Source organism: Pseudomonas yamanorum, assembly GCF_900105735.1.
Classification (GTDB): domain Bacteria; phylum Pseudomonadota; class Gammaproteobacteria; order Pseudomonadales; family Pseudomonadaceae; genus Aquipseudomonas; species Aquipseudomonas yamanorum.
On the sequence record NZ_LT629793.1, the window covers coordinates 5,120,578 to 5,135,873 of the forward strand.

12 protein-coding genes and 1 pseudogene are annotated in these 15,296 nt (G+C 60.1%); 9 read left to right on the forward strand and 4 right to left on the reverse strand.

All coding sequences use genetic code 11. The annotated features are described in order from the left end of the window. Positions 1-70: 70 nt before the first annotated feature. The 4 genes and pseudogenes from BLU46_RS24080 to BLU46_RS24095 form a co-directional block, all read right to left on the reverse strand. Positions 71-1,354 (reverse strand): ABC transporter substrate-binding protein, encoded by a 1,284-nt coding sequence (locus BLU46_RS24080; protein ID WP_093207093.1) that lies wholly within the window; start codon positions 1,352-1,354, stop codon positions 71-73. 37 nt (positions 1,355-1,391) lie between these two features. After that, a pseudogene (locus BLU46_RS24085) lies at positions 1,392-2,648 on the reverse strand (DUF1479 domain-containing protein). 128 nt (positions 2,649-2,776) lie between these two features. Continuing rightward, complete coding sequence (locus BLU46_RS24090) at positions 2,777-3,640, reverse strand: helix-turn-helix domain-containing protein (protein WP_063027846.1); 864 nt, start codon at positions 3,638-3,640, stop codon at positions 2,777-2,779. Between the two features lie 133 nt (positions 3,641-3,773). Beyond that, complete coding sequence (locus tag BLU46_RS24095; RefSeq protein ID WP_008435250.1) at positions 3,774-4,043, reverse strand: DUF2790 domain-containing protein; 270 nt, start codon at positions 4,041-4,043, stop codon at positions 3,774-3,776. Positions 4,044-4,437: 394 nt separating this feature from the next. On the opposite strand from BLU46_RS24095, the gene acs reads away from it, so the two are divergent. The 9 genes from acs to aruF all read left to right on the forward strand — a co-directional run bounded on the left by acs (position 4,438) and on the right by aruF (position 15,268). After that, positions 4,438-6,393: an acetate--CoA ligase gene (gene acs, locus BLU46_RS24100; protein ID WP_093207097.1), complete on the forward strand. Its 1,956-nt coding sequence runs from the start codon at positions 4,438-4,440 to the stop codon at positions 6,391-6,393. Positions 6,394-7,077: 684 nt separating this feature from the next. Next, complete coding sequence (locus BLU46_RS24105) at positions 7,078-7,863, forward strand: ABC transporter substrate-binding protein (protein ID WP_063027848.1); 786 nt, start codon at positions 7,078-7,080, stop codon at positions 7,861-7,863. A 91-nt stretch (positions 7,864-7,954) separates the two neighbouring features. Beyond that, entirely contained in the window at positions 7,955-8,644 is a 690-nt protein-coding gene (locus BLU46_RS24110) for an ABC transporter permease (RefSeq protein WP_003214341.1), read from the forward strand. Then, the gene (locus BLU46_RS24115) at positions 8,641-9,339 is read left to right on the forward strand and encodes an ABC transporter permease (protein ID WP_010165618.1); all 699 of its coding nucleotides are present in this window, start codon (positions 8,641-8,643) and stop codon (positions 9,337-9,339) included. The genes BLU46_RS24110 and BLU46_RS24115 overlap by 4 nt, the downstream gene beginning before the upstream one ends. 1 nt (position 9,340) lies before the next feature. Beyond that, positions 9,341-10,453: a succinylglutamate desuccinylase/aspartoacylase family protein gene (locus tag BLU46_RS24120; protein ID WP_093207102.1), complete on the forward strand. Its 1,113-nt coding sequence runs from the start codon at positions 9,341-9,343 to the stop codon at positions 10,451-10,453. A 27-nt stretch (positions 10,454-10,480) separates the two neighbouring features. Beyond that, a complete protein-coding gene (locus BLU46_RS24125) occupies positions 10,481-11,245 on the forward strand; it encodes an ABC transporter ATP-binding protein (protein WP_003214336.1) in 765 nt (254 codons plus the stop codon). Between the two features lie 246 nt (positions 11,246-11,491). Further along, positions 11,492-12,472 carry a GlxA family transcriptional regulator gene (locus BLU46_RS24130; RefSeq protein WP_093207106.1) on the forward strand — a complete coding sequence of 327 codons (981 nt, stop codon included), beginning with the start codon at positions 11,492-11,494 and terminating at the stop codon, positions 12,470-12,472. 310 nt (positions 12,473-12,782) lie between these two features. Continuing rightward, a complete protein-coding gene (locus tag BLU46_RS24135) occupies positions 12,783-14,003 on the forward strand; it encodes an aspartate aminotransferase family protein (RefSeq protein WP_093207110.1) in 1,221 nt (406 codons plus the stop codon). A gap of 245 nt (positions 14,004-14,248) precedes the next feature. Further along, on the forward strand, positions 14,249-15,268 hold the full coding sequence (gene aruF / locus BLU46_RS24140) for an arginine/ornithine succinyltransferase subunit alpha (protein WP_093207115.1): 1,020 nt from the start codon (positions 14,249-14,251) through the stop codon (positions 15,266-15,268). Positions 15,269-15,296 lie beyond the last annotated feature (28 nt).

Here is a 15,296-nt window from a genome sequence, read left to right on the forward strand (position 1 = left end):
CGCGCCGAACTGGGGCAGATTCGGTCTGGAAGTTCTTGCGCCGTTTGGCGCAAGAACGGGTTGCGGGGGGTTACTGGGCTGCGGCTTTGATGCTGGCAAACATCTGCTTGCCAGCCTTGGCGGGGTCCGCGTCTTTATTGCTCATGAAGTTGCTGACCACATCAAACACCGCCCCTTGCACCGCCTGGGACGTGGACATGTTGAAGGCCATGCTCGGCTCCAGCGTGCCGGCTTTCTCGGCTTCGGCGAAGTCCTTGGCGGAAGCCTGGGCACAGCTGTCGAACTGGCTCATGTCCAGGCCCTTGATCACCGGGATGGAGCCTTTGTTCTGGTTGAACACCGTCTGGAACTGCGGCTCCAGGGCGATCTTGGCCAAGTCGTCGCGAGCCGCGTTGTTGCCCGGCGTATCATTTTTACTGGACGGTTTGAACATGGCCAGTGAGTCGATGGTGTAGCTATAAATGCCTTGTGAGCCGGGGAAGGGCACGCATTCATAATCGGCCCCGGTTTTTTTACCGGCCGCAGTCCACTCACTTTTGGCCCAGTCCCCCATGATTTGCATGCCGGCCTGGCCATTGATGACTTTGGCGGTTTCCATATTCCAGTCCTGGCCTGCGCCGTTGGGGTCCATGTAGGTCTTCAGCTTGCGCAGCGCGACAAAGACTTCGGTCATTTTGGGGCCGGTGAAGGTGGCTTCGTCGTTGTCGATAAAGGCTTTCTGGAAGCCTTCTGCACCCAGGATGCTGAGCACCAGGCCTTCAAATACGGTGGTGTCCTGCCAGGGTTGGCCGCCGTGGGCGATGGCGATGAAACCGGCGGCCTTGAGTTTGTCGCCGGCGGCGTAGAGTTCTTCCAGGGTTGCCGGGGCTTTGGACACGCCGGCTTTCTTGAGCACTTCGGGGTTGATCCATAACCAGTTGATGCGGTGGATGTTGAGCGGCACGGCGACGTAGTGGCCGTCGAATTTCATCAGTTGCGCAATGCTTTCGGGCAGCAAGCTGTCCCAGTGATTGGCCTTGGCGACGTTGTCGACGCTGGTCAGCAGGCCCAGCTTGCCCCACTCCTGAATGTCCGGTGCCTTGATCTGCGCGGCAGAGGGCGGGTTGCCGGAGACTGCGCGGCTCTTGAGGACGGTCATGGCAGCAGCGCCACCGCCGCCGGCCACGGCACTGTTTTGCCAGGTGAAACCGTCTTTCTCGATCAGTTGTTGCAGCACCTGCACAGACTTGGCTTCCCCGCCCGAGGTCCAGTAGTGGACGACTTCAACAGTGCCTTTGCTGTCGGCTGCGTGAGCGGCGAACGTGCAAAGGCTGGCTAGGGAGATGGCAACGGCAAGGCGATGGGTGATTTTCATGTGGGATAACCCTTTTTGTTGTTATGGGGAGCGGTGCTTATTCCAGCCCCAGCCCTTTGCGGCCGAGGGTGTTCAGTTGCGGCGTCATGAAGCGGTCTTTCCACTCTTTCTCGTAGTCCTCCCGGGCGAAATCATCCGGTGAGGCCCCTTGCTCGAACGCCCTGAGCACATCCTTGGCGTACCGCAGGTTTTTCGGGCACATGGGCGCGGCGGGCACGTACATCACGTTGCCCCAGCCTTGCTGGTTTTCGACGGGGGCGACGCTGTGGATCACGTCGCAGTGCTACCACACCGAATCGCCGGCCTGCACGTCCGGAATCGGGGTCATGCCCTGGACCAGCAGCGGGTGCCATTTCTCTGAAACTGGCAGCACCTTGCCCGGCGCAACGCCGCACAACTCATCTTCGGGGACGTCGTCCAGCAGCGGGCGCAGCAGCATGTAGGCCATGGCTTTGGGGATCGGCAAGGTATGCAGCACGCCCTGGTCGGCCTGCATGTCGCACAGTGCGGTCCAGCCCTGGAAGGTGCGGAAGGCGGAGCATTTCACCGTGTCCTTGTAAGCGTATTCATCGACTTCGGTGCGATGGGCGGCGTCCCAGGGGTCGTAGGACTTGAAGTCGTTGCGGTAGATCTTGTCGAACACCTTGAGGTAGGCCGGGTGCAGCCAGCGTTCCAGGGCGCCCGAGTCGGTGTGCGGGCCAAGCCCTTTGGAGGTGGTGCCGGGTGGGCGGCGGCGGACGCGGTCGGGGTACAGCGCATTGATGTCCGGGTCGAACCATTGCCGGCCTTGGGAATTGATGGTCCACAGGCGGTTCAGGAACGACTGTGCAGCGCCCATGCGTTCGTGTTGGCGCAGTTGCATCTGGGCTTGCGACCAATAGATCGGGAATATCTCCGGGCGCGAGGCTTCGAGGTTACCGAAGAAATTGTCGGCCGGGCCGCGATACACCTCGTCAAAATGGTTGTGGTCGAGGTAGTCCAGCAGGCTCTTGTCCCACCCCAGCACCTGTTCCCTGGGGAAGTGGTTGCGGATCACCAGGCAGCCCCGGCGCTTGATGAGTGCCCGTTGTGCTTCGCTGACTTGGCCGTTGGCGATGGCTTCAAAGTCGAGCTCGGGCCAGGCGCACTGCTCGGCCTTGATCGAGGCGATTTCAGCCCTGATGAACTCGCTGACCTCGTCAAACAGCCCAGGCACATCGCCGATCTGCGCGCGCAGGGCCTTTTTCATCGCGACGATGCTGCGCTTGTAGTCGTCCGGCAGCTCGGCGCATTCGAAGGCGTGGTAGTTGCTCATGAGGGGACCTGTCTTGTTGTTGTGCGTACAGGTATGGAATCACCCCGGCCCGCTTGGGCGGCAGCATGATTTGGAGCGTTGAGCAGTACGATTGTGGCGTTTGTTGCGAAGCGTATAGAAGAATCGGCTTATTGGAAGTGATGCCCGTGCTGAAGCCGAAACTGTGACGGCGTCATGCCCTTGTGCCCCTTGAACTGCCGATTGAACAACGCCTGGGAGGCATAGCCGACCTGTTCGGAAATCGCGCTGACCGCCAGATTTCCCTGCATCAATAAAGCGCAGGCATGTCCGATGCGTAGCCGGACGATGTAGTCCAGCGCCGTGCAGCGTGTGTGTTTGCGGAACATGCGATGGAAGGCTGAAACGCTGACGCAGGCCATCTGCGCCAGCTCGGGAATGCCGACAGGTTGCGCATAGTGGCCGTGCAGGTAGTCCAGAACGCGGCGGATGCGAGCGTCTTCAACGATATGAGGGGCGGCGTTTTCCGTCGCGATGCGCTGCGCGGCGATATCCCGGGACAATGTGTTGAGTACGGTGAGCAACGAGATCAAGCGCTGGGAAGCGTCTTGCTCGACCATGGCTTCGATCACCGGGCGCAGCGCCTGGGACGTAGCGTCACTGAAACTCAGCGCCTGTCGCGCAGCAGCCAATAGCGCGCGCGTCGATCCCATCTCCGGAAACAGCTGCACCAGCGAATCCGCCCAGGCCTCGGAAAACCAGATGACCAAGGCAATGTGCGGTTTGGCGGGGTCGATCAGCTCGGCGGAAGACCAGCTATGGGGCACGTTCGGCCCCACCAGCACCAGGTCGCCATCATCGTAGAGCGCCACATCGTTGCTGATATAGCGGTGCCCGCGGCTGTTGAGGGTGAGGGTCAGTTCGTATTCGGGATGGTGATGCCATTCAAACGGAATCGCCTCCGGTAGACGCCTGTTCAGCAGGGTCCAGGAGGTGTTCGCTTCGGTAGGGATTTTTTCGAAACTGGCTCGCATGAATGCATCCTGCCTTGCAGGTGAGGTGGCGGCGCCACAATCGTAGCATTCGATTCGAGGGGGAGGGCTCTTTGCCGCAAGAACGATTTCTTGCGGCGAATAAGATCAGGTTCAGTTCAAACTAACGAAGTTATTATCCGTTAGAGCAACCGTTACCCATGACCTGATATTGAAGAATATGACGCTGACCTTGTGAATCTTCATATTCCATTTTTACCGGTACAACTTTGCATACATCCGGGACTTCACTCATGGACACTACTTTGGCGACGTCCAGATGGGTGCTGTAAGTGTAATCCTCAACAATCGGGGTGCTCTGGCTGGCTACGTCAGTCGGGGCTTCGTCGGCCAGGGCGGCGGTGGCGCACAAGCTGCTAAGGGCCATAACTAATAACGCTTTCATTTGACTATTTACCTTTTGGCGGTCGAAAGGGGTCACGGGGCCCTTGTGAGGCCGCGTGTGTAACTTGATTGGGAAGTTCGGATTAACGTTGCCTTCGTGGGGGCTGTTACGTTGTTAATCACAGTGCCTTGATGGCGAGGTTGATTTTAGGCGTCCGAGTTATATTCATATACCCGTGCTTTTGATAAACACTATTGGTGGTTTTTGTAACAATCCCGAGATGAAGGTTTTTTCAGAAACCTGCAAAGCGCCACAGGCCACGGGCCAGAGCGCTGCCAGGGGATAGGTGGGCAATTTGTAGGGGCTTGTTACTACCATCGTCGAATGGTTCTATAGGGCCGGCCCGGCTACAACAGGGCCATACAACAACAACTATGTCACCGAGGTAAGAAAGATGAGTGCGGCTTCTCTGTACCCCGTTCGCCCCGAAGTAGCAGCCAACACGCTGACCGACGAGGCGACCTACAAGGCCATGTACCAGCAGTCGGTGGTCAACCCCGACGGTTTCTGGCGCGAGCAAGCCAAGCGCCTTGACTGGATCAAGCCTTTCACCACGGTGAAGCAGACCTCCTTCGACGATCACCATGTCGACATCAAGTGGTTTGCCGACGGCACCCTCAACGTTTCCTACAACTGCCTGGACCGCCATCTCGCTGAGCGTGGCGACCAGCCGGCAATCATCTGGGAGGGCGACGACCCTGCCGAAAGCCGCACCATCACCTACCGCGAGCTGCATGAAGAAGTCTGCAAGTTCGCCAACGCCCTGCGCGGCCAGGATGTGCACCGCGGCGACGTGGTGACTATCTATATGCCGATGATTCCCGAAGCTGCGGTCGCCATGCTGGCCTGTGCCCGGATCGGTGCGATTCACTCGGTGGTGTTTGGCGGGTTCTCGCCAGAGGCCCTGGCCGGTCGGATCATCGACTGCAAATCCAAGGTGGTGATCACCGCCGACGAAGGCATTCGTGCCGGCAAGAAAATTTCCCTGAAGGCCAACGTCGACGACGCCCTGACCAACCCGGAAACCAGCAGCATCCAGAAAGTCATCGTGTGCAAGCGCACCGGCGGCAACATCAAGTGGAACCAGCATCGCGACATCTGGTACGAAGACCTGATGAAAGTGGCGGGCACCGTGTGTGCGCCGAAAGAGATGGGCGCCGAAGAAGCACTGTTCATCCTTTACACCTCCGGCTCCACCGGCAAGCCGAAGGGCGTGCAGCACACCACCGGCGGCTACCTGTTGTACGCAGCCCTGACCCACGAGCGCGTGTTCGACTACCGCCCGGGCGAAATCTACTGGTGCACCGCTGACGTCGGCTGGGTCACCGGTCACACCTATATCGTCTACGGCCCGCTGGCCAACGGCGCGACCACGCTGATGTTCGAAGGCGTGCCGAACTATCCGGACATTACCCGGGTGGCGAAGATCGTCGACAAGCATAAGGTCAACATCCTCTACACCGCACCGACCGCGATCCGCGCCATGATGGCTTCCGGCACCGCTGCCTGCGAAAGCGCCGATGGCAGCAGCTTGCGCCTGCTGGGTTCGGTGGGTGAGCCGATTAACCCGGAAGCGTGGGACTGGTACTACAAGAACGTCGGCCAATCCCGTTGCCCGATCGTGGACACCTGGTGGCAGACCGAGACCGGCGGCAACATGATGAGCCCGCTGCCGGGCGCCCATGCGCTCAAGCCAGGTTCGGCGGCACGCCCGTTCTTTGGTGTGGTACCGGCGCTGGTGGATAACCTGGGCAACCTGATTGAAGGTGTGGCCGAGGGAAACCTGGTGATTCTGGATTCGTGGCCGGGCCAGGCACGTACCCTGTATGGCGACCATGACCGGTTTGTGGACACCTACTTCAAGACCTTCCGTGGCATGTACTTCACCGGCGACGGTGCGCGTCGTGACGAGGATGGCTACTACTGGATCACCGGTCGGGTGGACGACGTGTTGAACGTGTCCGGCCACCGTATGGGCACCGCCGAGATTGAAAGCGCCATGGTCGCCCACCCGAAAGTCGCGGAAGCGGCAGTGGTGGGTGTGCCCCACGACATCAAGGGCCAGGGCATCTACGTGTATGTCACGCTGAAAAACGGCGAAGAGCCGAATGAAGCGCTGCGCCTGGAGCTGAAAAACTGGGTGCGTAAAGAGATCGGGCCGATTGCTTCACCGGATGTGATCCAGTGGGCGCCGGGCTTGCCGAAGACCCGTTCGGGGAAAATCATGCGCCGGATCCTGCGCAAGATTGCCACCGCTGAATACGACGGGTTGGGGGATATCTCCACCCTGGCGGACCCAAGTGTGGTGGCGCATCTGATCGAAACGCACAAGACCATGAACGTCGCGTAAGGCGGGTTTGTGGGACAAAGCCCCATCCGGCGTAGGCCGGATGGGGCTTTTTTGTGCGATCGGACAGACGACCTATAACCCCTGTGGGAGCGGGCTTGCTCGCGAAGGCGGTGTATCAGTTAGTGGTGTGCTGGCTGACACGCCGCCTTCGCGAGCAAGCCCGCTCCCACATTTAGATTGCATTCCAAGGCTGGTCATCCGGTGGGGCGACTTACACGAGGCCAATAAATATCGGTGTTGCTCGTAGGAAGTTTCTGAATGTTACCGAACCCGGTAAATGTGTAACCCCACGCCCAAACATGAGGCAAAGTGCTACGCCGTTGCCCCGAAAACCCGCGTTTTAGACGCCCCGAAAAATTAGATCCAACGCTACACTTGCCGTGCTAGAAGGGTTTGCGAATAATAGGCCCGCAACTTGCAGCGTTAACAGGTTTAATATCTTTTGCCTATGCATAAAATCCAGAGGCTGTCAATGTGCTGGAACCGCTTTCTCGGTGCTTCTGTAAATTGTTGTCGCATTGAGGAAATATCGGCTTCCGGCCTGTCGTTAGAATGCCGATCACTCGCTCGTCGTCGCCGATGCTGAACTGGCGCAGGACGCAGCACCGCTATTCGGTTTCACTCATTCGCATCGTGGGCCCTGGCTCATACTGCTGTTTTGCCCTATACCGATGGAGTCCCAAGATGAAGAAACTCGTGCTGTTGGGCGCCCTGGCGCTGTCCGTGCTGTCCATGCAGGCTTTCGCTGATGAAAAGCCCCTGAAGATTGGTATCGAAGCGGCTTACCCTCCGTTTGCCTCGAAGGCGCCGGATGGCAGCATCGTGGGTTTTGACTACGACATCGGCAACGCCCTGTGTGCAGAGATGAAGGTCAAGTGTGTATGGGTCGAGCAAGAGTTCGACGGCCTGATCCCGGCGCTGAAAGTGCGCAAGATCGACGCGATCCTGTCGTCCATGTCCATCACTGAAGATCGCAAGAAGTCCGTGGACTTCACCACCCGCTACTACCTGACCCCAGCGCGCCTGGTGATGAAGGAAGGCACCACCGTCAGCGAAAGCCTGGACGAACTCAAAGGCAAGAAGATCGGTGTGCAGCGCGGTTCGATCCACGATCGTTTCGCCAAGGAAGTCCTGGCCCCTAAAGGCGCCACGGTTGTTCCTTACAGCTCGCAGAACGAAATCTACCTGGACGTGGAAGCCGGTCGCCTCGATGGCACCGTGGCTGACGCCACCCTGCTGCAAGACGGTTTCCTGAAGACTCCAGCCGGTAAAGGCTACGCGTTCGTGGGCCCACAGTTCACCGACGTCAAATACTTCGGCGACGGTGTAGGCATCGCAGTACGTAAAGGCGACAAGGCCGAGCTGGACAAGATCAACGCGGCCATCGCAGCGATCCGTGCCAACGGCGAATACAAGAAGATCCAGGACAAGTACTTCGACTTCGATATTTACGGCGCTGACCCTAAGTAACTCGTCGCAGCTGTCTGTCCAGAATGGCGCAAGCACCAGGATCTCTGAAGTTTGCGCCATTTTTTCATCCCCCTTTTCGAGGACCTGAATCATGTTGAAAGGCTACGGGGCTGTCATCCTCGATGGCGCATGGTTGACGCTTCAGCTCGCCTTGTCGTCCATGGCCTTGGCCATTGTTCTGGGTCTGATCGGGGTCGCGTTGCGCCTCTCGCCGGTGCGCTGGTTGGCCTGGCTGGGCGACCTGTACTCCACGGTGATCCGCGGGATCCCCGACCTGGTGCTGATCCTGCTGATTTTCTACGGCGGTCAGGACCTGCTTAACCGCGTTGCGCCGTTGCTCGGCTACAACGACTACATTGACTTGAACCCCTTGGCCGCCGGTATCGGCACCCTGGGTTTCATCTTTGGCGCCTACCTTTCGGAAACCTTCCGTGGCGCCTTCATGGCCATTCCCAAGGGCCAGGCCGAAGCCGGCCTGGCGTATGGCATGAGCCCGTTCCAGGTGTTTTTCCGGGTGATGGTGCCGCAGATGATTCGGCTGGCGATCCCCGGGTTTACCAACAACTGGCTGGTACTGACCAAGGCTACTGCGCTGATTTCGGTGGTGGGCCTGCAAGACATGATGTTCAAGGCCAAGCAGGCGGCAGACGCCACCCGCGAACCTTTTACCTTCTTCCTCGCAGTGGCGGCGATGTACCTGGTGATCACCAGCGTGTCGTTGCTGGCCCTGCGTCATCTTGAGAAGCGCTACTCGGTAGGCGTAAAGGCGGCTGATCTATGATCTTCGACTACAACGTCATCTGGGAGGCCATGCCGCTGTACCTCGGCGGCTTGCTGACCACCTTGAAACTGCTGGCCATTTCGCTGTTCTTCGGCTTGCTCGCGGCCTTGCCCCTGGGCCTGATGCGCGTGTCCAAGCAGCCGATTGTCAACGGCGTTGCCTGGCTGTACACCTACGTGATTCGCGGCACGCCGATGCTGGTGCAGTTGTTCTTGATCTACTACGGCCTGGCCCAGTTCGAAGCGGTGCGTGAAAGCTTCCTGTGGCCGCTGCTGTCCAGCGCGACCTTCTGCGCTTGCCTGGCGTTTGCCGTGAACACCAGCGCCTACACCGCCGAAATCATTGCCGGCAGCCTCAAGGCTACGCCCCATGGTGAGATCGAAGCGGCCAAGGCCATGGGCATGTCGCGCTACAAGCTGTATCGCCGGATCCTGCTGCCATCGGCCCTGCGTCGGGCGCTGCCGCAGTACAGCAACGAAGTGATCATGATGCTCCAGACCACGAGCCTGGCCTCCATCGTCACCCTGATCGACATCACCGGTGCCGCGCGCACGGTGAACGCCCAGTACTATTTGCCGTTCGAAGCCTATATCACTGCGGGTGCGTTCTACCTGTGCCTGACCTTCATCCTGGTGCGCCTGTTCAAGTTGGCCGAAGGCCGCTGGCTGAGCTACCTGGCTCCACGGAAGCATTGATATGGAACGTGTCGATCACCTGTTGCCCTGGGGGCATTTGGGCTGCGAACGCCAACTGACGGTGTTCCGTTTCGGCAGCGGCGAGCGCAAGGCTTATATCCAGGCCAGCCTCCACGCCGATGAATTGCCCGGCATGCGCGCCGCCTGGGAGCTGAAAAAGCGCCTGACGGAACTGGAACAGCAAGGCGCCCTCAACGGCGTGATCGAGCTGGTCCCCGTCGCCAATCCGATGGGCCTGGGGCAGTTGCTGCAAGGCAGCCACCAGGGCCGTTTCGAGATCGGCAGCGGCAAGAATTTCAACCGCGATTTCGTTGAGTTGAGCGAGCCGGTTACAGAGTTGCTCAACGGTAAGCTGGGGGATGATCCTCACGCCAATGTGCGCTTGATCCGCCAGGCCATGAGCGACGCGCTGAACGCCTTGCCGGAGCCGAGCAGCCAACTGCAAGGCATGCAGCGGGTGTTGCTGAGCCATGCCTGCACCGCCGACGTGGTCCTCGACCTGCATTGCGACGCCGAAGCCGCGTTGCACATGTACGCGCTGCCGCAACACTGGCCGCAGTGGCGTTCACTGTCGGCGCACCTGAATGTGAAGGTCGGCCTGCTGGCGGAAGATTCCGGCGGCAGTTCGTTTGACGAAGCCTGTTCGCTGCCGTGGCTGCGTCTGTCCCGGGCATTTCCCGAGGCGCAGATTCCATTGGCGTGCCTGGCGACGACCTTGGAGTTGGGCGGCCAGGCCGATACCGGCCGTGACGACGCGATTTTCCACGCCGAAGGCATCCTGGCGTTCCTCGCCGAGCAAGGCCTGATCCGTGGTGAATGGCCCGCGCCGCAGCACGAACCCTGCGAAGGCCTGCCCTTTGAAGGCACCGAGTTGTTGTTCGCGCCCCACGCCGGCGTGATCAGCTACCTGCGTAAAGCCGGGGATGTGGTGGAAGCCGGCGACCCGATATTTGAAGTGATCGATCCCTTGTCCGACCGCGTGAGCATTGTTTGCGCGGGCACGCCTGGGGTGTTGTTTGCCGTTGAACGGCTACGTTATGCCCAAGCGGGTTTCTGGCTGGCCAAGGTGGCGGGGCGCGAAGCGCTGCGGCACGGGCGCTTGCTCAACGACTGACCAACTGTTTTTGTGAGAACCGACCGCATGTACAAACTTGAAGTCCAAGACCTGCATAAACGCTATGGCAGTCATGAAGTGCTCAAAGGTGTGTCCCTGGCCGCCGCGGCCGGTGATGTGATCAGCATCATCGGGTCCAGTGGCTCGGGCAAAAGTACCTTTTTGCGCTGCATCAACCTGCTGGAGCAACCCCATGCCGGCAAGATTCTGCTCAATAACGAAGAGCTGAAACTGGTGGCCAACAAAGACGGCGCCATGAAGGCTGCAGACCCGAAACAGCTGCAACGCATGCGTTCGCGACTGTCGATGGTGTTCCAGCACTTCAACCTGTGGTCCCACATGACTGCGCTGGAAAACGTCATGGAAGCACCGGTGCACGTCCTCGGCATGTCGAAAAAAGACGCCAGGGAAAAGGCCGAGCACTACTTGGCTAAAGTGGGTGTGGGCCATCGTAAGGATGCGTTCCCTGGTCACATGTCCGGCGGTGAACAGCAACGCGTGGCGATTGCCCGTGCCCTGGCGATGGAGCCTGAGGTGATGTTGTTCGACGAACCCACATCGGCCCTCGACCCGGAGCTGGTGGGCGAAGTGCTCAAGGTGATGCAGGACCTGGCCCAGGAAGGCCGGACCATGGTGGTGGTGACCCACGAAATGGGCTTTGCCCGTGAAGTCTCCAACCAACTGGTGTTCCTGCACAAAGGCATCGTTGAAGAACGTGGCAACCCGCGCGAAGTGCTGGTAAATCCGCAGTCCGAGCGTTTGCAGCAGTTTCTTTCCGGCAGCTTGAAGTAAACAGGACTGCTTTTATGCACTGAATTAGTGCAAGCTTCACAGCTTTAAGGCTGACCCCGATCCCCTGTGGGAGCTGGCTTGCCTGCGATAGCGGTGGGTCAGTTTGCCTCTCTGGCACAGACACGCCGCCATCGCAGGCAAGCCAGCTCCCACATTAGATCTCCATATGGTTTGAGATTTGTGTCGGTTTACGGGCTAGCATTGGCCTTTGTCTTCATTACTGTTACTCGCTTCGGATAGCACTCCATGACTGCCCATCGAATTGGTTTCCTGATTTGGCCCAGCACTAAAGCACTGACGCTTGCGCTGGCTGAGGAGGCCTTGCGCGTTGCTCAGCGGGTGCATCCGGACGTGGTGTACGAACTTTCGTTTTTGCAGGCCGAACCGCCAATCGAAGGTGCCTGGCAACTGCCGGGTGAACCTTGGGCCGGCAAGCTGGAAGGCTTTCAAAAGCTGTTCCTGCTGGCGGATGAACCACCGACCGTCATTGCTTCCCAGCTCAGCACCGCCCTCAAGCAACTGGTGCGCGCCGGCTGCGTGATTGGCGGTCTGTCGGCCGGTGTTTACCCGCTGGCCCAACTCGGTTTGCTCGACGGCTATCGCGCCGCCGTGCACTGGCGCTGGCAGGACGATTTCGCCGAGCGTTTCCCCAAGGTCATCGCCACCAGCCATCTGTTCGACTGGGACCGTGACCGCCTGACCGCCTGCGGTGGCATGTCGGTACTCGACCTGCTGCTGGCGGTGCTGGCCCGTGACCACGGCGCCGAACTGGCCGGTGCCGTCTCGGAAGAACTGGTGGTAGAGCGCATCCGCGAAGGCGGCGAGCGCCAGCGCATCCCGCTGCAAAACCGCCTGGGTTCCAGCCATCCAAAGCTGACCCAGGCCGTGTTGCTGATGGAAGCCAACATTGAAGAACCGCTGACCACCGACGAAATCGCCCAGCACGTGTGCGTATCCCGACGACAGCTCGAGCGGATCTTCAAGCAATACCTCAATCGCGTCCCCAGCCAGTACTACCTGGAACTGCGCCTGAACAAGGCCCGCCAGATGCTCATGCAAACCAGCAAGTCGATCATCCAGATCGGCCTGTCCTGCGGCTTCTCCTCGGGGCCGCACTTCTCCAGCGCCTACCGCAACTTCTTCGGCGCCACCCCTCGTGAAGACCGCAACCAGCGCCGCAGCAGCAGCCCGTTCGAATTGTCGTCGGTGCCGTCCGAGCGCGGCTAGGCATCAGTGCTCGGCCGGCATCTCCAGGCGATGGCGCTGTTCCTGTGCGCGGATGAGATCAACAGCAGACCAAAACGGCCATCGGCGACGGCATTAGATAGTTGTGCCTCAACGACCGCCCAAAACCGGCCCGGGCGGTTTAAACTGCGCCATTGCGATGCTATTTGTCGCATTGGCGTAAACCCGCGAAAATCGCGGGTTGGCGCTATAAGAAGTTGTCGCTTGGCGGCAAGGCCGCGCTGAAAACTGTCCTTACAATCCCTGCATCGCCCGCCAGTTTCAGGCAGGCGTTCCTCTTCAGGAGACTCCGATGTCCGTTGAGCAAGCCCCGGTGCAACGTGCCGATTTCGACCAGGTCATGGTTCCCAACTACGCACCTGCCGCTTTCATCCCCGTGCGTGGCGCAGGTTCCCGCGTATGGGACCAGGCGGGCCGAGAGCTGATCGACTTTGCCGGCGGCATCGCGGTCAACGTATTGGGCCACGCCCACCCGGCGCTGGTCGGTGCACTGACCGAACAGGCCAACAAGCTGTGGCACGTGTCCAACGTCTTCACCAATGAGCCGGCCCTGCGCCTGGCCCATAAGCTGATCGACGCCACGTTTGCCGAGCGTGTGTTCTTCTGCAACTCCGGCGCCGAAGCCAACGAGGCTGCCTTCAAGCTGGCCCGTCGCGTCGCGTTCGACCGCTTCGGCACCGAGAAATACGAAATCATCGCCGCCCTGAACAGCTTCCACGGCCGCACCCTGTTCACCGTGAACGTGGGTGGCCAGTCGAAGTATTCCGACGGCTTCGGTCCGAAAATCGTCGGCATCACCCACGTGCCTTATAACGATCTGGAGGCGCTGAAAGCCGCCGTTTCGGACAAGACCTGCGCCGTGGTGCTGGAGCCGATCCAGGGCGAAGGCGGCGTGCTGCCGGCAGAACTGTCGTACCTGCAAGGTGCCCGCGACCTGTGCGACGCGAACAACGCGCTGCTGGTGTTCGACGAAGTGCAAACCGGCATGGGCCGCAGCGGCGAGCTGTTCGCCTATCAGCATTACGGCGTCGTACCGGACATTCTCACCAGCGCCAAGAGCCTGGGCGGCGGTTTCCCGATTGCTGCCATGCTGACCCGCGAAAACCTGGCCAAGCATTTGGTGGTCGGCACTCACGGCACCACCTACGGCGGCAACCCGCTGGCGTGCGCGGTGGCGGAAGCGGTGATCGACGTGATCAATACGCCGGAAGTGCTGGCGGGCGTTAATGCCAAGCACGACTTGTTGGTTTCCCGTCTGGAGAAGATTGGCCAGCAATACGGCATCTTCACCGAGGTGCGTGGCCTGGGCCTGCTGCTCGGTTGCGTGCTGAGCGATGCCTGGAAAGGCAAGGCCAAGGACATCTTCAACGCCGCTGAGCGCGAAGGCCTGATGATCCTGCAAGCCGGCCCGGATGTGGTGCGTTTCGCCCCGAGCCTGGTGGTGGAAGATGCCGATATCCAGGAAGGCCTGGACCGCTTCGAGCGTGCTGTTAAAAAGCTGACGCAAGCCTGATAGACCGTTTGGCGCCTGGCGATCCTGGCGTCGAACAAAAATTTTAAGGCCGGACCGGATCAAGTGTGGGAGCTGGCTTGCCTGCGATGGCGGTGCCACAGGCAACCTCTGTGCTGACTGACACACCGTCATCGCGGGCAAGCCCGGCTCCCACATGGATCTGCTTACACAATAAGTCCTGTGTAGGCAGTTCCCCTGTCCGGCATTTTTCCCTCTGTGAGTTTTTCGAGTTAAGGAGTGACACCATGCTGGTGATGCGCCCCGCGCAAATGGCTGATCTGGGCGAGGTACAGCGTCTGGCTGCGGACAGCCCGATTGGTGTCACCTCCTTGCCGGATGATGTCGAACGCCTGAGCGACAAGATCGCCGCGAGCGAAGCGTCCTTCGCCGCCGAGGTCAGCTTCAACGGCGAAGAAAGCTATTTCTTCGTGCTTGAAGACACCGACGCCGGCAAGCTGGTGGGCTGCTCGGCCATCGTCGCTTCGGCGGGCTACTCGGAACCGTTCTACAGCTTTCGCAACGAAACCTTCGTGCATGCTTCCCGCGAGCTGAAGATCCACAACAAGATCCACGTGCTCTCGCAGTGCCATGACCTCACCGGCAATAGCCTGCTGACCAGCTTCTACGTGGTGCCGGAGCTGGTGGGTTCGCCGTGGTCGGAACTCAACTCCCGTGGCCGTCTGCTGTTCGTGGCCGGCCACCCGGAGCGTTTCGCGGATTCGGTGGTCACCGAGATTGTCGGCTACAGCGACGAGAACGGTGATTCGCCGTTCTGGGACGCCATCGGCCGCAACTTCTTCGACCTCAATTACGCCGCTGCCGAGCGCCTGTGCGGGTTGAAGAGCCGGACCTTCCTGGCCGAACTGATGCCGCATTACCCGATCTACGTGCCGCTGTTGCCGGACGCCGCCCAGGAAGCCATGGGCCAGGTGCACCCACGGGCGCAGATCACCTTCGACATCCTGATGCGTGAAGGCTTCGAGACTGACCATTACATCGACATCTTCGACGGCGGCCCAACCCTGCATGCGCGGGTCTCGGGCATTCGCTCGATCGCCCAGAGCCGTGTGGTGCCGGTGAAGATCGGTGAGATGGCCAAGGGTGTCGGCCGCCAGTACCTGGTCAGCAACGGCCAGTTGCAGGATTACCGCGCGGTGATGCTGGAACTGGACTACGCACCGGGCAAGCCAGTGACTCTGGACCTGGAAACCGCCGAAGCCCTGGGCGTCGGCGAAGGTGCCAGCGTTCGACTGGTAGCGGTTTAAGAATGAGTTTCGCGGGTGGCTTGCAAGG

What these genes read in the sequence shown, in the direction of transcription:
- BLU46_RS24080 (WP_093207093.1), bottom strand. Translation starts at nt 1,354, where the DNA reads ATGAAAATCACCCATCGCCTTGCCGTTGCCATCTCCCTAGCCAGCCTT.
- BLU46_RS24090 (WP_063027846.1), bottom strand. Translation starts at nt 3,640, where the DNA reads ATGCGAGCCAGTTTCGAAAAAATCCCTACCGAAGCGAACACCTCCTGG.
- BLU46_RS24095 (WP_008435250.1), bottom strand. Translation starts at nt 4,043, where the DNA reads ATGAAAGCGTTATTAGTTATGGCCCTTAGCAGCTTGTGCGCCACCGCC.
- acs (WP_093207097.1), top strand. Translation starts at nt 4,438, where the DNA reads ATGAGTGCGGCTTCTCTGTACCCCGTTCGCCCCGAAGTAGCAGCCAAC.
- BLU46_RS24105 (WP_063027848.1), top strand. Translation starts at nt 7,078, where the DNA reads ATGAAGAAACTCGTGCTGTTGGGCGCCCTGGCGCTGTCCGTGCTGTCC.
- BLU46_RS24110 (WP_003214341.1), top strand. Translation starts at nt 7,955, where the DNA reads ATGTTGAAAGGCTACGGGGCTGTCATCCTCGATGGCGCATGGTTGACG.
- BLU46_RS24115 (WP_010165618.1), top strand. Translation starts at nt 8,641, where the DNA reads ATGATCTTCGACTACAACGTCATCTGGGAGGCCATGCCGCTGTACCTC.
- BLU46_RS24120 (WP_093207102.1), top strand. Translation starts at nt 9,341, where the DNA reads ATGGAACGTGTCGATCACCTGTTGCCCTGGGGGCATTTGGGCTGCGAA.
- BLU46_RS24125 (WP_003214336.1), top strand. Translation starts at nt 10,481, where the DNA reads ATGTACAAACTTGAAGTCCAAGACCTGCATAAACGCTATGGCAGTCAT.
- BLU46_RS24130 (WP_093207106.1), top strand. Translation starts at nt 11,492, where the DNA reads ATGACTGCCCATCGAATTGGTTTCCTGATTTGGCCCAGCACTAAAGCA.
- BLU46_RS24135 (WP_093207110.1), top strand. Translation starts at nt 12,783, where the DNA reads ATGTCCGTTGAGCAAGCCCCGGTGCAACGTGCCGATTTCGACCAGGTC.
- aruF (WP_093207115.1), top strand. Translation starts at nt 14,249, where the DNA reads ATGCTGGTGATGCGCCCCGCGCAAATGGCTGATCTGGGCGAGGTACAG.